The organism is Ancylobacter radicis (assembly GCF_018449475.1).
GTDB lineage: Bacteria > Pseudomonadota > Alphaproteobacteria > Rhizobiales > Xanthobacteraceae > Ancylobacter > Ancylobacter radicis.
Window position 1 is genome coordinate 488699 of record NZ_JAHCQH010000014.1, and the last position, 17558, is coordinate 506256.

Consider the following 17558-nt stretch of genomic DNA (forward strand, 5'->3'; position numbering starts at 1 on the left):
CCTAGCCGCCGCTGATCGCCGTAAGCACGAAGACGTCCGCCCCCGGCGCGAGCGGCGTCGCAAGCCTTGCGCGGCGTCCGTCGACGAAGACGTTGATATGCCGCCGGATCGACGGCGTCTCGTCGCAGATGCGCTCGCGCATGCCCGGCCAGAGCGCGTCGAGCGCATCCACCATCTCGTCGACTGTGCCGGCGTCAAGCGGGACGAGCCGGTCGGCGCCGGGAAAGAGCACGACAAGATGCGGCGGAAGGCGCACCAGCACCCGCGCCCGCGGCTCATCCGCCTTTTCGCGTGCCGTCTTCCCGTCCATCGCTCTCAACGCTCCTGCACCAGTGTCTCGACCGAGGTGATGGTCGGCAGATGCGGCGCGACGCAGTCCCATGTCTCGCCCTCGTCGATGCTCGCATAAAGGCCGCCGGCATTGGTGCCGAAATAGACCCCCGCCGGCTCCAGCGTATCGGTCGCCATCGCCTGGCGCAGCACGTTGAAATAGGCACCGCCCTGCGGCAGGCCCACCCGCTTGGCCTGCCAGCTCGCACCGGCATCGCGCGTGCGCCACACCGCCGTGTTGCCCTCGGGCATGAACCGCCCCTTGATGTCGCCGTTCAGCGGGATGAGGTAGAGGCCGTCAGGGTCGCGCGGATGCACCGCCGCCGGAAAGCCGAAGGACGAGGGCAGCCCCTTCTCGATGCTCTCCCAGCTTCGTCCGCCGTCATCGGAACGGTACATGCCGCAATGGTTCTGCTGGTAGAGGCGCCCGCCCCCGGGCGCCATGACGAGGCAATGCACGCACTGGCCGAACTCGGGATAGTTCTGCCCCTCCGGCATGAAATCGGCGCGGGTGCCGCGATTGCGGGTCTCCCACGTGGCGCCGCCATCCTCGGTGGCGAACACGCCCGCCGCCGAGATGCCAACCCAGATCTTCCGCTCATCGGCAGGATCGAGCACCAGCGAATGCAGGATCAGCCCGGCGCCGCCCGGATTCCACTCCGGCCGCGTCGGGTGCTTCTGCAAGCCGTTGAGATGGGTCCAGTTCGCGCCGCCATCCACGCTGCGGAACAGCCCGGCCGGCTCGACGCCCGCATAGAGGCTGCCGTCCGGCGCCGTGGCGAGGCTCCACACCGCTTTCACCGGGGCCTGCCCGGCCTCAGAGGCGAGGCCCTGGCTCGAATGGGTCCAGCTCGCGCCGAAATCCGTGGATTTCCACACCGCCGGCCCGAACCATTCATTGCCGCCGCCGGCATAGATCGTTCCGCTCCGCGGGTCCGCCACGACATGGTTGGTCGGCCATGTCTCGCAGAACGGGCCGCGCACCTGCCATGAGCGACGCGCGGCGTCGCTTTCGACGATGAAGGCGCCCTTGCGGGTGCCGACCAGGATGAAGACCTGCTGCGCCATCATACCCTCCTGTCACTCGCTGGTGACGATCATCCAGGAAACGCCGAAGCGGTCGGTCAGGGTGCCGAAGCGCGGCGAGAAGAAGGTCTTTGCCAGCGGCATGGTCACCTGCCCGCCCTGCGCGAGAGCCGCGAATGTCGCGTCCGCCTCCTCCGGGGACGCGACCGAGAGCGCCAGCGAGATGCCGTTGAACCCGGCGGCATCGGACTGGCAGCCATCGGAGGCCAGCAGCTCGGCGTCGCCGATCCTGAAGCTGGCATGCATGATCCTGTCGTCCCAGCCCTCCGGTATCATGCCCGGCGGCACCGGGTCCGGCGCGTCGCGAAAGCGCATGAGCATGGTGACCTCGGCGCCGAGTGCCGTTTTATAGAACGCGATGGCTTCCTCGGTACGGCCATTGAACATGAGGTAGGCCTGAACATTCATCGCTTTTCTCTCCTTTGGCCGCGCCTCTGCGGGCGCCCATGAGGCGAGGACGAACGGCCGATAGCCGTGCCGACAGCGCCGCGGAAATTTTCTCGGGCGTGCGGCCGGACCTCAACGACGGTCGGGGCGTTTCAAAAAAACGAAGATCGTGATGTCGGCCTGGGCGAGGATGGGCCGTCCTTGGCGCAGAGCCCCTCACCCACTCAGGACCAATGACCATGCCCAGCACCGTCCGCCTGCACCGCGTTCTGGCGACCAGCCCCGACAAGGTCTATCGCGCCTTCATCGAGGCGGACGCCCTCGCGAAATGGCTGCCGCCCAACGGGTTTGCCTGCACCGTGCATCATCTGGAGGCCAAGGTCGGCGGCACCTTCCGCATGTCGTTCCGCAATTTCACGACCGGCCACAGCCACGCCTTCGGCGGCGCCTATGTCGAACTCGTTCCGGGCGAACGCCTGCGCTACACCGACACATTCGACGATCCCAATCTTCCCGGCGAGATCACCGTGACCGTGACATTGACGAAGGTCTCGGTCGGTACCGATCTGTCCATCGTGCAGGACGGCATCCCGGACGTCATTCCCGTGGAAGCCTGCTACCTCGGCTGGCAGGATTCGCTGCGGAACCTGGCGATGCTGGTCGAGCCCGACATCAACCAATAGCCTCTCGCGGGAAAATCGGCAGGCGGCAGCGCGAAAGCGCCGAGAGGGCCGGTCCTCTTTGGGCGCGTGTCGATAGGTATGGGTCCAGAGGTATGGGTCGACCACGACGCGCGCCTATCGCCCCGTCGCGCCGTTTTCGCGGTTGTCTTCCGTTACGTACGGACCCAGTATCGCGCGGCGGCGGTGTTCGGGAGACGGCATGACGACCGAAATAAGAAGTGCCGCCGTCAGTGCCGTGACGACGCGTATCGTGGTCAGCCCGGACGCCTTCGACGCCTTCGCCGACTGGCAGGCCGCCTTCACCCGCGGGGCCTCCTCGCATCCCGGCTTTCTCGGCCTCGACATCCTTCCCGCCTATGCCGGCTCCACCGAGTGGCAGATCATCCAGCGTTTCGTCGCCCATGAGGCGCTGGAATCCTGGCTGGCCCATCCCGCCCGCGCGGCCCTGCTGGACAGCCTCGCCGGGCTGCGAGCGGCGGGCGCGCCCGACATGCCGGAAGAGGTCGCGCCCGACTACCACGCCTTCGGCACGGTGACGGAAGTCATCACCACCGTGGTGGAACCCGGCCGCGAGAACGAGTTCCTCGACTGGACCCAGGCGATCCAGTCCGCGCAGGCGCGCTTTCCCGGCTATATGGGCACCTTCGTGCAGGCGCCCGTCGCCGGCGATCCGCCCTACTGGACCGCGCTGGTGCGCTTTTCGACCCCCGGCCAGCTCGATACGTGGCTGGCCTCCGCCGAGCGCCGGGAGCGGCTCGCCAGCGCCGATCCCACCATGTCGCACTGGTCCAGCCGGCGGCTGGCCGCCGGCTTCGGGGCGTGGTTCGCCCCCGATCGGGCCGGCGCGGTGCCGCCGGCCTGGAAACAGACGGCGCTGGTGCTGCTCGTCCTGTTCCCGGTCGTCGGGCTCGAAATCCGCTTCCTCAGCCCGCATCTGGCCGGCCTGCCGACGGCGGTCGCCACCTTCATCGGCAACGCCATCAGCGTGAGCCTGGTCTCCTGGCCGCTGGTCGGCCTCGCCCGCGCCGGCATGGGCTGGTGGCTGGCGCCGGCCCCCGCGCATCGGCGCCGCGCCGAGATCGGTGGCGCGCTCCTGCTGATCGCCCTCTATGCGGCAGAGATGGGCCTGCTATCCCTGCTGTTGTGACGTGTCGTGCCGTGCCCACGCCTCACCCTCTCCGATGCAGATAAGGGACTTGCGATGACCAGCGACGACGAGAAGTTCATGAAGCGTGCCATCGAACTGTCCGCCAAGACCGCGCTGGTCGACAGCGCCGGCGGCGTGTTCGGCTGCGTCATCGTCAGCGATGGCGAGATCATCGGCGAGGGCGCCAATCGCGTCGTGGCCGAGAATGATCCCACCTGGCACGGCGAGATCGAAGCCATCCGCAAGGCCTGCAAGAAGGTGGGCAGCTTCAAGCTGCCGCGCGCCACGCTCTACACCAGCGCCGAGCCCTGCCCCATGTGCATGGCCGCCGCCTACTGGGCCGGCATCGAGAAGGTGTTCTATGCCTCGACCAATGCCGACGCGCTCGAATATGGCGATTTCGACGACAGCATGATCTATGCCGAGCTGAAGAAGCCGGTCAGCGAACGCTCGATCGAATGCGTGCAGATTCTGCGCGAGGACGCGGTCGAGGTGTGGAAGCAGTACAAGAACAAGGCCGACCGCGTCCCCTACTGAGCGGCACACGGCGCAGCGCCCCACCTAGGAGCCGTCGGTGCCGGAGAGCCTCACCGTCGGCGCCGAGGCTCCCGCGCCGCTTTCAACGACAAGGGCGCCTGCGGGTGAAAAGGCGCCTGCGGACGCCGGCTTGTGGCCGTGGCTCACCCCGTCGGGGACCGCCACACGGAACGGGGCGTGCGCGGGATCACCGCGCGCCTCCACTCACCCTGCCGCTGCAGGCTCAGAGTGCTTGAGGCTCAAGTCGCTTGAGATTCAGGGCGATTGATCCACCGCGACGGACGTCCCCTCAGATAGCCCCAGGACGCCTCCCGACGCGCCTCTTCGAGCTGCTGCTGGAGCACGGCCTGTCCCAGCAGAAGGGCGCGAATGGCCGCGCGGGAATCCCCCGAACACTCCTGGAGAATGGCGCTCACATCGGCCTCGGTGATGACGATGGGTTCCGGCTCGCATGGCTCGGTGTGGGGTGTCGGGTGCGGGGCGCTTGTCTGCATGGCGGTGTCTCCTCGTTCTCCCGATGGAAGCACGAGAACAAAAAGAGAACAAGTCGCCAACACCTCGATCAACCAGCGTTGACCGGCTCGCAGCCCCCGCAGGCGATGCGCGCGCGGCATTCAACCATCACGGGTCACAAGATGCGGATGGATGGAAACTCCCTCGATAGCGCCGCCGCGATGTCCGGCACCACCTGAGCCAACACGGCCCTGCCCTTGTCGGCCGAGGCGGACTTGGCCGACGACAGAACGCCGGTCGGCGGGATGGGGCGGGTGTCGAACGGATAGACGTCATAGGGCGGGAAGTCCGCCGCCGGATCATCGGGAATGCGGTCCTGCCGCACCAGATCGGGGCGGATGTGGAGCATGAGCGAGGTCTCCATTACCGCCGCATGCTCAAGTTCCCAGCTCGGGAAGCCGTTGGGAAAGAGTATGGCCTCGGTCGCCTTGGTGATGAAGTCCCAGTAGCCGAGCTTGATGATCTTCACATCCGTGCGCCCCAGCATGGCCTGATCGCGCAGGGCGAGATCGGCGGCCTCGACGAGGAACCAGGCATTCTCCATATGCCCGTCGAACAGCACGATGTTGCGCGCGCCGTGGCGGACCAGTTCATTGATGATGTTGCGGACCAGAGCGATGAACACGTTGGCGTCCAGGCTCAGCGTGCCGGGAAAATGGTTCCCGCCGCCGGATTTCGGCTGCGACTTGTAGCCATAGGCCACCGGCGGGGCGACCATGCCGCCGACCTCGGCCGCCACAGCTTCCGCCAGCGCGGACGGAAGGATCACGTCGGTCAGGAGCGGCAGATGGGGCCCGTGCTGCTCCACCGAGCCCGTCGGCAGGAAAACAATGGGGTTGTCTTTGACCCGATCGGCGAATTCATACCAGGTCATGTCCGCGATACGGGTCGAGAGGCCGGTCATGTAGGGCTCCGCTCAGGGGTAGGCCAGCGACATCGCGCTGGTACCGAAAAGACATCGTCGTCACGACGACAGGAAGAAGCCCACATCCTGCGACCATCGGGCGGTGATGGTCTGGCCGGGGCTGAGGGGGGTATTCTCGATCTGGCTGAGCGACTGCTGGATACGCAGTTCCGCGCCACCGGCGGTCTCCAGGAATACCGTGACACTGGAGCCGACGAAGTCGAGCGTCACCACCCGTCCTTCAACTTCGTTGTCCGCTCCCATCGGCGCCGGCGCGAGTTCGATACGGTCGGCCGCGACGACCAGCGTCACCGCGTCGCCGTCCTGAAAGGTGAACTCGGCCGGGCGCGGGGCGAGCGCGGTGCCGAACGGACCGTCGACGCGCAGCCTCGTGCCGGCGGAAGACGCCGTGCCGGCGAACAGATTGTTGCCGCCGACGAACTCGGCGACGAAACGGTTGGCGGCGCGGCGGTAGATATCTCGCGGCGCACCGACCTGCTGCACCCGCCCCTCATTCATGATGACCACCCGGTCGGCCATGGCGAAGGCCTCGGAATGGCTGTGCGTCACGCAGATGAAGGTGATGCCGAGCTCGCGGTGCAGGCGCACCAGCTCGGACTGCATCCGCACCCGCAAATGCGGGTCGAGCGCACTCAAGGGCTCGTCGAGCAGCAGCATTTCAGGTTCCAACGCGAGCGCGCGGGCCAGCGCGACACGCTGGCGCTGGCCGCCCGAGAGCTGATCGACGCCGCGCTCGGCAAAGCCGGCGATGCCGAGCCGCTCCATCCACTCATCGGCCTTCCTGCGGCGCTCCGCTGCGGGCAGGCCGCGCTGCTTGAGGCCGAACTCGACATTCTTGCGCACCGACAGGAACGGGAACAGCGCATAGCTCTGCCACACCAGCGGCGCATCGCGCTCCCACGGCGCATCCTCGTTGAGACGGCGGCCCCACAGCCGGATTTCGCCGGAGGTAGGCTGGTCGAGCCCGGCGATCATGCGCAGCGTGGTGGTCTTGCCGCAGCCGGACGGGCCCATCAGCGCGATGAACTCGCCCTTCTCGATGTCGAAGGACACATCGGCCACGGCGGCCTGGTCGCCATAATGCTTGGCGACACGGTCGAGTTCGATCATGGGAATGGCCATGCGCGTCATCCTTTCCTTCGGGCGGCACGGCCCGCGATGCTCCCGAGCAGCACTTGGGCGAACACGATGAGCGTGATGCTGACGGCGAAGACGATGGCGCCGATGGCGTTGATGCGCGGGCTGACCTGTCCCTGAAGCATCGCCAGCACGCGCACCGGCAGCGTCTCGTTCACGCCGGAGACGAACCAGGCGATCATGAACTCATCGAACGACACGGCGGCGGTGAGAAAGATCGCGGCGAAGATCGCCGGCAGGCAGAACGGCACGATCACCCCGAACATGGTGGCCCAGGGCGTCGCGCCGAGATTCCAGGCGGCGCGTTCGATATCCGGGTCGAGATCGGCGAGGCGCATCCGCACCAGCGCCATGGCGAAGGGCGTGCTCAGCACGACATGGCCGACAATGATGCCGGTCAGGGTGCCGGACAGCCCTATCCGCCCCTCGAAGGTCAGCAGCGCGACGCCGAGGATCACCACCGGCACGGTCGGCGGCAGCGCCGCGAGCGCGAGATAGACCGACTTGCCGAGGAATCGGTAGCGGTAGTCGATATAGGCGGCGGAAAAGCCGAGGAACGTCGCGATGACGCAGGTGACGCCGGCCACGATGAGGCTGTTCACCAGCCCGCGCTGGATCGTCGCGTCGTTAAAGATCGCCGCGTACCATTGCAGGCTGAACCCGCCCCAAGGCAGGCTGGGGAAACGGTCGGCGTTGAACGAGAACACGATGGTCGAGACGATCGGCGCGAAGATAAAGGCGAACAGCAGCGCCGTGTAGGCGATGAGAAGGATGCGGCGGAGAGCGGCCATGCTCAGCCTCTCCCCTTGCGCCGGCCATAGGCGAGCGCGATCATCACCAGCATCACCATCATGAGCGTCAGGATCATCGTCGCCGCCACCACCGAGGCGCGCGGCCAGTTATTGCCGGACTTCACCTGATCGGCGATCAGGATGCTCAGCGTCGGCGGCTTGGAACCGCCGAGATAGGTCGGCGCCACATAGTCGCCGAATGCCAGCACGAAGGCGAAGGTACCGGCCACGATCAGCCCGATCCGCGCGGACGGAATGATCACCTGCCAGATGGTACGAAACCGCCCGCAGCCGAGATTATGCGCCGCCTCGATCAGGATGCGCGGCACGTTGGACAGCGCGAAGGTCTGCAGCAGCACCACGAGCGGGAGGGTCAGCACGAGATAACCCACCACCGTGCCGGTCGGCGTGTTCAGCACCTGCAGCGGCCCGAGCCCGAGCGGCACCAGCACGGTGTTGATGATTCCCTGCGGGCTGAAGAAAATCTGGGTGGAATAGATCCGCACCGGATAGCTGGTGAAGAACGGCACCACCAGCATGAAGATCATCAAGCGGCGCGTCGCCGGGCTCACCTTGTAGGCCAGCGTGTAAGCAGCCGGAAAGGCGGCGAGGCTGGCGATCAGCGCCGTCAGGGCGGAGAGCCAGAACGTGTAGACATAGGCGTTGCGGAAGAAGCCGGCCGTGAGGATGAAGGTCCAGTTCGCCAGCGTGCTGTCTGGCGCCAGGCGGAAATTCCTCACCGACCAGAAGGTCATCGCGATGAGGAAGCACAGCGGCACCAGGAAGAAGGCGGCCTGCCAGAGCGCCGGCGGCGCTCCCCAGAATACGGCGTAGCGCGCCCTGTTGGCCCACCGCGATGAGGCCGCCCGTGCGGGTTCGGAGGCTGTGTCCGGCAATGGCAGAGGTTCGCTCATGCGGCCTTCGCAGGTGCTGTTCGGGGAAACGGCAGGCGGCACGCGGCCGCCCGCCGTGATGAGCGGTCGGACTACATCGACTTGAATTCGGACCAGACGTCGTTCCACTGCTCGATGGTCTGCTTCACCGGGGTCTTGCGGATGAAGATCTTGCCGTCCTTGTACTCGTCCATGACGTTGCGGGCGTCGAAGGTGTGACGCAGCGCCTTGGCGTCGGCGGGGAAGTCCCTGTTCAGCAGTTCCCAGCCCTTCCTGTTCGGGATCGAGGCCCAGTAGGCCGGCATGTGGGCCGAGCGGACCTGGCCTTCCGGCGAGGACATGTACTGGATGAACGCCTTGGCGAGGTCCTTCTTGGTGGAGGACGAGACGATCGACATCGACTCGGTCCACTGGATGCCGCCCTCTTCCGGCACGGTGGCGGAAACCGGCACGCCGTTCTGCTGCAGCAGCAGCACGACCCAGTCGCCGACGCCGGGAATGGCGGCGGCGGAGCCGTTGGTCAGCATCGAGAACTGGTCGGCCATGGAGTAGAAGCCGGCGGTCTGCGGCTTGAGCGAGAACAGCGTCTCCTTGAGCTTGCCGAAGGCGGCGTCGGAGATGTCGAACGGCGGCTTGTTGCCGTTATACAGGCTCAGGCAGCCCATCGTCGGCAGGTACCAGTCGAAGAAGCCGAGCTTGCCCTTGATCTTGGGATCCCACAGCGCCTTGTACGACTTCACGTCGGTCTCGGTGAGCATGTCGGTGCGGTAGGCGATGCCGAGATAACCGAAGCGGATCAGCACCGAATACAGCTCGTCGCCGACCCAGTGCGGCTCGAACTTCTGGAATTCCGGCCAGTAATCGGCCAGCGGGTAGTCGGCCGGGTTCATCTTGTCGATGAAGCCGCCTTCCTTGAGCATGTGGATGTATTCGGCATCCGCCAGCACCACGTCGAACGAGCCGGGAGGCGACTGGTTCATCAGCGCCAGCATCGGCTCGCCGCCGACATATTCCTTGGCGACGACCTTGACGCCGTACTTGTCCTCGAACGGCTTCACCACCGCCGGATCGGCATGGCCGGGCCAGGAAAGCAGGTTCAGCACCTTGTCCTGCGCGTAGGCCGGCTCCGGGGCCGTGGCGGTAACGCCGAGCGCGGCGGCGCCGGCCAGCGCGCTGGCGCCCTGCAGCAGGCGGCGGCGGTTCATCGGGTGCAGCAGCCCCCGGAAATCGGTGATCGGACCGTCAAACTCGTTCATGAACGATGGCTCCATCGGGAAGGTTGATTATCGAGTCATTGGCCGGCGTTGCGGTGCCGGCATCGGCACGTCACTGAAATCGGCACGTCACTGAAAGGGATCGAAGTCCGGCGAGGCGGCCCATTCGTCGAGCACCTCACGGGCCGCAGGGCCCAGCAATCGCTCGGCCGGCAGCGCACGATCCTCGACATCCGAGCGGATCATCTTGCGCAGCGGCGCGACGTCGAGGCCGACTTCCTGGCAATCAGCCAGCGTGTTGGCGTAGTACATCTTCGAAATCTTGGCCCAGAACATCGCCGACGCACACATCTCGCAGGGCTCGCAGGAGGTGTAGAGCTCGCAGCCGCTGAGATCCCACGTCTTCAGGTTGCGGCCGGCATCGCGGATCGCTTCCATCTCGCCATGGGAGGTCGCGTCGTGGTTGTTGACCACGTTGTTCACGCCCTCGCCGACGATGACGCCATCCTTGACGATGACGCAGCCGAACGGCCCGCAGCCGTCGGCCCGCAGCCGGTCGCGACTGATCTCGATGGCGCGGCGCATGAAGAATTCGGGTGTGCTCATGGAAGAACCTCGAATGGAAAAGTGTTCACGGGAATTGCGGGTCTGGATGACGGCGATGCGCGTGCGGGGAGCGGCAGAGGCAACAGACGCTTGAGCGCAAACGGTGCGCCCTACAGGGACTGGCGTTGCAGCTGGCCTTCCAGTTGCAGCCTCAGAGCTTCGGTCAGGGCGAGGTCCAGGGTTTCAGCCTCAAGATCGAGAACCACGCCGTAGACATCCCGCGCATTCTCGGGCGAGCAAAAGCCGTCGAGCACGTCTTCGAGAACCTTTTGCGGGTCCCGTTCCAGGGGATTGCCGAAGCCGCCGCCGCACGGGCTGTAATAGGCCATCACGTCGTTTCGCCGCACGGCCAGGCCGTGGAATTTGGAGTGCATCTGACGCGGCGGCTCGGCGGTCTCGATGTTGTAGATCTCGCATTTGCCGGGCGCGCCCTCGTGGCCGCCAAAGATGCCCCACGGCACATTGCTGTGGCGCTCGCTCTCATGCGTGATGATGCCGTCGGTAAGGATGCGCTGGGCCTTGACGACTCCCATGCCACCGCGGAACCGGCCGGCGCCCGGCGCCACATCGTCGCGCAGTTCGTAGCGGTCGCAGATCATCGGGATGTGCATGGCCAGATCCTCGATGGGGTTGTTGCGGGTATTGGCCATGAGATTGTCGATCGCGTCCGGTCCGTCGGAGCGGGGCCGGCCGCCATAGGCGCCTTCATTGACTTCCAGGAACACCCAGTACTCGCCGTTCGGCTGGACTCCGGCGTAGGACGCGAACGAGATCGAGGCCGAGGAGCCGGCGATGATTTCGCTCGGCAGAACCGGCGCCATCGCCTTGATGATCAGGTCGATCATGAAGTTGCACTGGGTGAAGCGCGCCTCGGCGGAGGCCGGCGCCTCGGGATTGAAGATCGAGCCCTTCGGCGCGATCACGCTTATGGGGCGGAACGACCCCTGGTTCGAGGGAACCCGCGTCTCCGATGTCGCGGTATCGAGCAGCAATTTGCGGAAGGCGGCGAAGGCGGCAACCTTGGTCGAGCCCTCGAAAGGCACGTTGTAGGCCGTCGGCGTCTGCGGCGCCGATCCCGTCAGATCGACCTCGACACGATCACCGATCACCCGCACGCACACCTTGACCGGCAGATGCTGGCCGCGATTGCGGCCATCGTCGTCTAGCCAGCCTTCCGCGCGGTACTCGCCGTCCGGGATGGCGGCGATACGCTGGCGGAGCATGGTCTCCGAATAATCCATGAGCTGGTTGCAGGCCGAGAAGACGAGATCTTCGCTGTAGCGGTCGAGCAGTTCCTTGAACCGCCGCACTCCAAGGCGGGCGGACGCGATCTGCGCCTCGATGTCGTCCACCAATTGCCGCGACGCGCGGGAATTGCGGCGGATGAAGCTCCAGATCGTCTCGTTGCGCTTGCCCTTGCGATAGAGCTTGGTGCCGGCGAACAGCATACCCTCGGCATAGACATCGGGTACGTCGATGATCAGCCCCGGCGTCGCGGCGCCGATGTCGATGTGATGGGCGGTATTGGCCGAGAATCCGACCAGCTTGCCCGCGTGGAAAATGGGAATGACGATCGCCAGATCGGGCGAATGCGAGGCGCCGAAATAGGGGTGGTTATGCACCACCACGTCATCCTCGCACCACTCGCCATCATCGAGCGTTTCGGCAATGCCCCGCAGATAGCCGGGGATCGACCCGATATGCATCGGCGTCGATTCGGATTCGCAAAGCGTGTTGAAATCCGTGTCGAACAGACCCGCTCCGAGATCCTCGGACTCGCGGATGATGGACGAGAAGGACATGCGGAAAAGCACATGCGCCATCTCTTCCGCGATGGTCTCGATGGCTCCCCGGATGACCTGCAAGGTGATCGGATCGATTTTCTGAGTGGCTGTCATGATGATCCCTCTCAGGCCCGGGTGATCTTGAGGCTGCCATGCGCCAGCGTCTCGGCCGTGTAGCCGGGCGGCAGCAGCGTGGTGGAATCGTGCTGGACGAGGATGGCCGGCCCGCTCACCCGCGTGCCGATGCCGAGCTTGCGGCGGTCATAGCGCGGGGTCATGTGCGTGGAACCGTCGTCGAAGACCGTCGGCCGCTCGTAGAGCCGTGCCCGGTCGAGATCGTCGGGCTGTCCGGGCGCGACAAGCGGCAGCGCGAGATGCGGCACGCGCGCCGTAGCGATGACGCGGATGTTGTAGAGTTCGACCAGGCTGTCGTCGAAGGCATAGCCATAATCGGCCACATGCATCGCGTGGAAGGCGGCGATGACCGCGGACTTGTTCGCGCGCGTCAGCCGGCCCTCGATCACCGGCACGCGCAGTTCGAAGCCCTGGCCGTGATAGCGCACCTCGGCCACCACCTCGAAGACCCGGCTCTCGGGGGCGACGCCGTCATTGTCGAGTTCGTGGCGACCCGCCGCGCTCAGTTCGTCGATCACCGCGTTGACGCGGTCGAGGGCCGGCTGGTCGGCGGTAAAGAGCGGGGTGATGACCGAGCGCGTGTGCTCATATTGCAGATCGGTGCCGAGCAGCCCCATGGCGGCGGTGATGCCGGGCGAGACCGGCACGATCACGTCGCGGGCAGCGACGAGTTCGGCCAGCGCGACGCCGTGGAAGGGACCGGCCCCGCCGAAGGGCATCAGCGAGAAGTCGCGGGGGTCATAGCCGCGCGCAACGGAATTGGCGCGGATGGTGAGAGCCATGTTGTTGTTGACGACGCGAATAATGCCCAGCGCCGCCTCCACCACCGAAAGGCCCAGCGGCTCGGCGATCTTTTCGCGGATTGCCTTTTCGGAGAGCGCGGGGTCGAGCGGCAGGTCGCCGCCGAGGAACTTGTCGGCATCCATGCGCCCCAGAACGACCTGCGCGTCCGTCACGGTCGGCTCCGTGCCGCCACGCCCGTAACAGGCCGGGCCCGGTTCCGAGCCGGCGGAGCGCGGGCCGACATTGAAGCCTCCGGCGGTATCGATGAAGGCGATCGAGCCGCCCCCTGCCCCGATGGTTTCGAGGTCGATCATCGGCGCCATCACGGCATGGCCGGACACCACCGTGTCGCGGGCATTCTTGATACGGAAGCGCCCCCCCGTGACCATGGAAATGTCGGCCGACGTGCCGCCGATATCGATGGTGAGGATGTTGTCGATGCCGGCGAGGCGGGCTTCGGCCAGCGCCCCCAGAACGCCGCCCGCCGGGCCGCTCATCAGGATACCGACCGGTTTTTTCACGCAACCGTCAATAGTGGCGATGCCGCCATTCGACTGAATGACGCGCAGCTTGGCGGCAATGCCGGCCTCGCTGACCTTACGTTCGAGATTTCGCAGGTAGAGCGCCGATTTCGGGCCGACGAAGGCGTTCATCGCCACGGTGGAGAAACGCTCATATTCGCGGATCACATTTGCCACTTCCGAGGAGATCGACACATAGGCGTCGGGAATCTCCTCAAGCACGATCTCGCGGGCCCGCCTCTCGTGCCGGCTGTTCAGGAAGGAGAACATGAAGCCGATGCAGATCGAACGAAGCCCGCGCCGGCGGAAGAGGGCGCAGGCCTCGCGGACCTCGGCTTCCGCCAGTTCGACCTCCACCTCCCCGGTCGGCGGCAGGATGCGCTCGGTAATCGCAATCCGGTTGCGCCGCTTGACCAGCGGATGGCTTTGCCATGGCACATCGAAGTGAAGCGAAAAATTGTGCGGGCGCTTGTGACGGCCAATATGCAGGATGTCGCGAAAGCCGCGCGTGGTCAGCATCCCGACCTCAGCGCCATTGTGCTCGATCGTGATGTTGGTCGCGACCGTCGTGCCGTGGGCGATGACGTCCACGCTCTCCTTGGCGACGCCGGCGATGTCACAGATCTGCAGGACGCCCTCCACCACGGCGATCGACTGATCCTTCGTCGTGCTCGGCACCTTGTGGAAGAAGATTCCCTTGTCGCATTCCAGGACGAGGTCGGTGTTCGTGCCGCCGACGTCCACGCCAATTCGCGCCATCTCAATTCCTCGCCTGTTGGTTCGCCTTTCCGTCCGGGAGCGCGGCCGCTTCGGGCGGCCGCGCCGGCGGATCAGGCCGCGGCGCGCTGGAGGCCGTTGAGGTAGGCGACGCAGGTGTCGACGGTCTCGACATCCGCGAATTTGGCGTCGATATCGAAGAGGTTCCACGCCACCGCACCCGGCACGCGGTCGCCGATGCATTCCTTGACCGCGATGGTGCGGAAGCCGTCCGCGAGACCATCGCAGATCGTCTGGCGCACGCAGGCACAGGCGGTGACGCCCGTCACCATGATGGTATCAATGTCGTTGGCGCGCAGAATTCCCGCGAGTTCGGTGCCGTGGAAGGCCGAGGCCCGCTTCTTCAGCAGCGTGTATTCGCCGGGAACCGGGGCGATGCGGCTGTCGATCGCCCACAAGTCCTTGTTGGCGATGTCGACGACTTCGATCGGGATCTTGCAATGCCACAGACCCATGTCGGTGAAGGCCGATGTGCGGTCGGGGATCTCATAGGCCGTGGTGACGTGCACGACCGGAATGCCATTGGCCCGGCAGGCCGCGAGCAGCTTCTGCATGCCGGGAATGATCTCGCCGTTCATCTTCTCCTGATCGCAGGTGAAGGGATTGCCCGGCCGCGTCCAGGCATTGGCCAGATCGACGCTGATAAGAGCGGGACGGGAGCCGAAGCCGACGCGGCGCTGGAAGCCGCGTTCCTTGTAGAGCTGAGACGCAGTCTCAAAGGCTTGCTGCAACATGCGATCGAGGGCTGCGTTGTCGATTTCGGTCATGGTCGTGGTCCTCTGCAAGGCGTCCAACGGGCGGGTGCAGCCTGGCCCTCGGCAATCTTTCGGACGCCTCCAGGGCAGGTAAGCACCGTGTTGATGCCTAGATTGAGGGCAAGCCTATCTTGACGCCATTGCCGTCTTCCCCATTATTATGGACGAAATGACATCAATGCCGCGCCCGCCTTTCCGCCCGACCTTGGCGCCGCCGGACCATGAGACCGCCAATGTCTGCGCTGCCCAATTCCCGCGACATTGAAGCGTTCAACGTCGTGGCGATGGAGCTGAGTTTCCGGCGCGCCGCCGAGCGGCTGGCGATCGACCAGAGTGCGCTGTCGCGGCGCATCCGTCAGATGGAGGAACTGCTCGGCTATCAATTGATACGTCGCACCACGCGGGAGGTGTCGCTGACGGCGGCGGGCGAGATCTTCCACGAGCGCACGCGCCTGCTGGGCAGCACCATTCAGTCAGCCGTTCATTCGGCGCGCATTGCCGCCGAGGGAAAGAAGGGGCAATTGCGGGTCGGCTATATGTCGTTTGCCGCCATCGAAGCGATGCCGCGGGTCGTGCACGAATTCACCCGGCTCTATCCCGAAGTTGACCTGACGCTGAAATACATCCGCACCCAGGGTCAGAAGATCGACCTTGCGCGCAATGACATCGATGTCGGCTTCATGCTGGGCCCGTTCGCGCACCCGCAGTTCGAGACGCAGCCCATCTCGCTGGAACCGCTGGTCGCGGTTCTGCCGATGGAGCACCGCCTGTCGACGCGGGAGAGCGTGACGCTGGAAGAACTGGCGCGTTTTCCCCTGGTGCTCGGCAGCATGTCGGAATGGGACTTCTTCCGCCCGCTCGTCGTCGACATTTTCGCGCGCGCCGGCATCAGCATCGAGGCGAGGTACGAGATCTCCGACGCGATGGGGATACTCGGTCTTGTCGGCAGCGGGATCGGCGTGTCCGTCTACTCGCACGGCATCGTGCGCTTCCAGCCGCGAACGGTGGTCACCAAGCCGATCGCCGACGCATCCGCACGGATCGAGACGCTGCTGGTCTGGAACCGCGCCTATCGCAGCCACGCGCTCACCAATTTCATCGGCGTGGCGCGGTCGATCTATGGACGCGAGGGGATCATCTACTGATCGACCGAAGAGGCGCACATCTTCGAATCTCGACTTCGCCTCAGAAGGCAAATCGACGGGAAGCGGGGTGCCCAGATCGGGACTGAAATGGCGGAGACGGAGGGATTCGAACCCTCGAGGCCCTTTTGGGGGCCTGCTCATTTAGCAAACGAGTGCCTTCAGCCTCTCGGCCACGTCTCCAGCCGGGTGTCGCGCCGCGGGCGGCGTGGCATCCAGCGGGGCCCTGTCTAGGTTTCCGGCGCCCCGCGGTCAAGGGCTTAGCGGCGCGGGGACCGGATCGCGCGCCACCGTCCACATGCTGGGGCAAGCTCTCGGTCCATGGGCGAGAGCGGGAGGGTGCGCGAACGGCATCCTCCCCGGAACGCCGCCGGCCGGCGCCGGCCAAATGCAGCGCCGGGCCGACGCGGTTGAAACGCCTAGCGCGTCACCCGGCCATGAGAGCGGCGCACGGCCATAAGAAGAGGCGCAGAACCGCCGGGCGATGGCGCCAACATACTCGGCAAGAGGCTCACAGAGCCCCGCCCCTCCGCTCAGCCCACCCATGACGGTCGAACGGGCCGCCCGGCCCGCTCAGCCGCGGGCGCGCTGGCCGAACATGATCTTCTGCGCGTCCTTGTCGGTGGACAGGTCGATCTTGCCGCGGTCCTCGGCGTTCACCGCGAGGCCGCGCTTGACCGCCGGGCGGGCCAGCACGCGCTCCAGCCAGGCGGCGAAATGCGGGAATTCGGCGATGTCCTGCCCCTGCCGCTCCCAGAGCTTGGCCCAGCCGACGCAGGCGATGTCGGCGATGGAGTACTCCCCGGCGAGGAAGGGGCGGTCGGCGAGGCGCTTGTTCATCACCCCATAGAGGCGGTGCACCTCATTGGTGTAGCGGTCGATGGCGTAGCCGATCTTCTCGGGGGCGTAGATGCGGAAATGATGCGCCTGCCCGGCCATCGGGCCGAGGCCCGCCATCTGCCAGAACAGCCACTCTTCCACCTCCACCCGCGCGCGCTCGTCGGCCGGGTAGAACAGGCCGGTCTTGCGCCCGAGATATTGCAGGATGGCGCCCGATTCGAAGACCGAGATCGGCTGGCCACCCGGCCCCTCCGGGTCGAGAATGGCGGGGATCTTGTTGTTGGGGGAGATCGCGAGGAAGTCGGGGCGGAACTGCTCGCCCTTGCCGATGTTCACCGGCAGCACTTCATAGGGCAGGCCGCATTCCTCCAGCATGATGGAGATCTTCCACCCGTTAGGGGTCGGCCAGTAATGGAGCTGGATCGGCTTGGTCTGAAGTTGGGCCATTGCCAAACGCCTTCTGCGCGCCGCCCCCTGGCGGCCGTTAACCATTGAGAACTAGGCCCAGCCGCTGTCGCTGGCAAGCGCGCCCGCCGGCGCGATCTCCCGCGCCTTCCGGCTTGCCCACAGGC

The 17558-nt window shown here is 65.8% G+C and carries 18 protein-coding genes and 1 tRNA gene; 4 read left to right on the forward strand and 15 right to left on the reverse strand.

The features are described 5' to 3' along the window. Position 1 precedes the first annotated feature (1 nt). From KIP89_RS05555 to KIP89_RS05565, 3 genes are read right to left on the reverse strand one after another with little or no spacing between them, the layout of a single operon-like run. Entirely contained in the window at positions 2 to 310 is a 309-nt protein-coding gene (locus KIP89_RS05555; protein ID WP_213754394.1) for a ubiquitin family protein, read from the reverse strand. A gap of 5 nt (positions 311 to 315) precedes the next feature. Beyond that, positions 316 to 1398: a WD40/YVTN/BNR-like repeat-containing protein gene (locus tag KIP89_RS05560; protein ID WP_213754395.1), complete on the reverse strand. Its 1083-nt coding sequence runs from the start codon at positions 1396 to 1398 to the stop codon at positions 316 to 318. Between the two features lie 12 nt (positions 1399 to 1410). Further along, complete coding sequence (locus KIP89_RS05565) at positions 1411 to 1824, reverse strand: VOC family protein (protein ID WP_213754396.1); 414 nt, start codon at positions 1822 to 1824, stop codon at positions 1411 to 1413. 218 nt (positions 1825 to 2042) lie between these two features. Between KIP89_RS05565 and KIP89_RS05570 the strand changes: the two genes are divergently transcribed. From KIP89_RS05570 to KIP89_RS05580, 3 genes are all read left to right on the forward strand, one after another. Next, on the forward strand, positions 2043 to 2486 hold the full coding sequence (locus KIP89_RS05570; protein ID WP_213754397.1) for an SRPBCC family protein: 444 nt from the start codon (positions 2043 to 2045) through the stop codon (positions 2484 to 2486). Between the two features lie 199 nt (positions 2487 to 2685). Then, complete coding sequence (locus KIP89_RS05575) at positions 2686 to 3633, forward strand: antibiotic biosynthesis monooxygenase (protein ID WP_213754398.1); 948 nt, start codon at positions 2686 to 2688, stop codon at positions 3631 to 3633. Between the two features lie 54 nt (positions 3634 to 3687). Further along, positions 3688 to 4170: a nucleoside deaminase gene (locus KIP89_RS05580; protein WP_213754399.1), complete on the forward strand. Its 483-nt coding sequence runs from the start codon at positions 3688 to 3690 to the stop codon at positions 4168 to 4170. Positions 4171 to 4409: 239 nt separating this feature from the next. Here the strand turns inward: KIP89_RS05580 and KIP89_RS05585 are convergent, their stop codons facing one another. From KIP89_RS05585 to KIP89_RS05630, 10 genes are all read right to left on the reverse strand, one after another. Beyond that, a complete protein-coding gene (locus KIP89_RS05585; RefSeq protein ID WP_213754400.1) occupies positions 4410 to 4664 on the reverse strand; it encodes a hypothetical protein in 255 nt (84 codons plus the stop codon). 134 nt (positions 4665 to 4798) lie between these two features. Beyond that, a complete protein-coding gene (locus KIP89_RS05590; protein WP_213754401.1) occupies positions 4799 to 5587 on the reverse strand; it encodes a creatininase in 789 nt (262 codons plus the stop codon). Positions 5588 to 5647: 60 nt separating this feature from the next. After that, on the reverse strand, positions 5648 to 6730 hold the full coding sequence (locus tag KIP89_RS05595; RefSeq protein WP_250152207.1) for an ABC transporter ATP-binding protein: 1083 nt from the start codon (positions 6728 to 6730) through the stop codon (positions 5648 to 5650). Between the two features lie 5 nt (positions 6731 to 6735). Then, complete coding sequence (locus tag KIP89_RS05600) at positions 6736 to 7536, reverse strand: ABC transporter permease (protein ID WP_250152208.1); 801 nt, start codon at positions 7534 to 7536, stop codon at positions 6736 to 6738. A 2-nt stretch (positions 7537 to 7538) separates the two neighbouring features. After that, a complete protein-coding gene (locus KIP89_RS05605; RefSeq protein ID WP_250152209.1) occupies positions 7539 to 8450 on the reverse strand; it encodes an ABC transporter permease in 912 nt (303 codons plus the stop codon). 71 nt (positions 8451 to 8521) lie between these two features. Then, the gene (locus KIP89_RS05610; RefSeq protein ID WP_213754403.1) at positions 8522 to 9685 is read right to left on the reverse strand and encodes an ABC transporter substrate-binding protein; all 1164 of its coding nucleotides are present in this window, start codon (positions 9683 to 9685) and stop codon (positions 8522 to 8524) included. An 87-nt stretch (positions 9686 to 9772) separates the two neighbouring features. Continuing rightward, a complete protein-coding gene (locus KIP89_RS05615) occupies positions 9773 to 10249 on the reverse strand; it encodes a nucleoside deaminase (protein ID WP_213754404.1) in 477 nt (158 codons plus the stop codon). A gap of 110 nt (positions 10250 to 10359) precedes the next feature. Then, positions 10360 to 12147, reverse strand: a complete 1788-nt coding sequence (locus KIP89_RS05620; RefSeq protein ID WP_213754405.1) for a hydantoinase B/oxoprolinase family protein — start codon at positions 12145 to 12147, stop codon at positions 10360 to 10362. Positions 12148 to 12158: 11 nt separating this feature from the next. Beyond that, a complete protein-coding gene (locus KIP89_RS05625) occupies positions 12159 to 14231 on the reverse strand; it encodes a hydantoinase/oxoprolinase family protein (protein WP_250152210.1) in 2073 nt (690 codons plus the stop codon). Between the two features lie 71 nt (positions 14232 to 14302). Next, positions 14303 to 15016 carry an isochorismatase family protein gene (locus tag KIP89_RS05630; protein WP_213754406.1) on the reverse strand — a complete coding sequence of 238 codons (714 nt, stop codon included), beginning with the start codon at positions 15014 to 15016 and terminating at the stop codon, positions 14303 to 14305. A gap of 221 nt (positions 15017 to 15237) precedes the next feature. Between KIP89_RS05630 and KIP89_RS05635 the strand changes: the two genes are divergently transcribed. Further along, positions 15238 to 16149 (forward strand): LysR family transcriptional regulator, encoded by a 912-nt coding sequence (locus KIP89_RS05635; protein ID WP_213754407.1) that lies wholly within the window; start codon positions 15238 to 15240, stop codon positions 16147 to 16149. Between the two features lie 88 nt (positions 16150 to 16237). Here KIP89_RS05635 and KIP89_RS05640 read toward each other — a convergent pair. After that, positions 16238 to 16329 (reverse strand) — tRNA-Ser (locus KIP89_RS05640). 390 nt (positions 16330 to 16719) lie between these two features. Beyond that, positions 16720 to 17433 carry a glutathione S-transferase N-terminal domain-containing protein gene (locus KIP89_RS05645; RefSeq protein ID WP_213754408.1) on the reverse strand — a complete coding sequence of 238 codons (714 nt, stop codon included), beginning with the start codon at positions 17431 to 17433 and terminating at the stop codon, positions 16720 to 16722. Between the last annotated feature and the right edge of the window lie 125 nt (positions 17434 to 17558).

Coding starts and splice junctions, on each gene's coding strand:
- KIP89_RS05555 (WP_213754394.1), bottom strand. CDS start 310: ATGGACGGGAAGACGGCACGCGAAAAGGCGGATGAGCCGCGGGCGCGG.
- KIP89_RS05560 (WP_213754395.1), bottom strand. CDS start 1,398: ATGGCGCAGCAGGTCTTCATCCTGGTCGGCACCCGCAAGGGCGCCTTC.
- KIP89_RS05565 (WP_213754396.1), bottom strand. CDS start 1,824: ATGAATGTTCAGGCCTACCTCATGTTCAATGGCCGTACCGAGGAAGCC.
- KIP89_RS05570 (WP_213754397.1), top strand. CDS start 2,043: ATGCCCAGCACCGTCCGCCTGCACCGCGTTCTGGCGACCAGCCCCGAC.
- KIP89_RS05575 (WP_213754398.1), top strand. CDS start 2,686: ATGACGACCGAAATAAGAAGTGCCGCCGTCAGTGCCGTGACGACGCGT.
- KIP89_RS05580 (WP_213754399.1), top strand. CDS start 3,688: ATGACCAGCGACGACGAGAAGTTCATGAAGCGTGCCATCGAACTGTCC.
- KIP89_RS05585 (WP_213754400.1), bottom strand. CDS start 4,664: ATGCAGACAAGCGCCCCGCACCCGACACCCCACACCGAGCCATGCGAG.
- KIP89_RS05590 (WP_213754401.1), bottom strand. CDS start 5,587: ATGACCGGCCTCTCGACCCGTATCGCGGACATGACCTGGTATGAATTC.
- KIP89_RS05595 (WP_250152207.1), bottom strand. CDS start 6,730: ATGGCCATTCCCATGATCGAACTCGACCGTGTCGCCAAGCATTATGGC.
- KIP89_RS05600 (WP_250152208.1), bottom strand. CDS start 7,536: ATGGCCGCTCTCCGCCGCATCCTTCTCATCGCCTACACGGCGCTGCTG.
- KIP89_RS05605 (WP_250152209.1), bottom strand. CDS start 8,450: ATGAGCGAACCTCTGCCATTGCCGGACACAGCCTCCGAACCCGCACGG.
- KIP89_RS05610 (WP_213754403.1), bottom strand. CDS start 9,685: ATGAACGAGTTTGACGGTCCGATCACCGATTTCCGGGGGCTGCTGCAC.
- KIP89_RS05615 (WP_213754404.1), bottom strand. CDS start 10,249: ATGAGCACACCCGAATTCTTCATGCGCCGCGCCATCGAGATCAGTCGC.
- KIP89_RS05620 (WP_213754405.1), bottom strand. CDS start 12,147: ATGACAGCCACTCAGAAAATCGATCCGATCACCTTGCAGGTCATCCGG.
- KIP89_RS05625 (WP_250152210.1), bottom strand. CDS start 14,231: ATGGCGCGAATTGGCGTGGACGTCGGCGGCACGAACACCGACCTCGTC.
- KIP89_RS05630 (WP_213754406.1), bottom strand. CDS start 15,016: ATGACCGAAATCGACAACGCAGCCCTCGATCGCATGTTGCAGCAAGCC.
- KIP89_RS05635 (WP_213754407.1), top strand. CDS start 15,238: ATGTCTGCGCTGCCCAATTCCCGCGACATTGAAGCGTTCAACGTCGTG.
- KIP89_RS05645 (WP_213754408.1), bottom strand. CDS start 17,433: ATGGCCCAACTTCAGACCAAGCCGATCCAGCTCCATTACTGGCCGACC.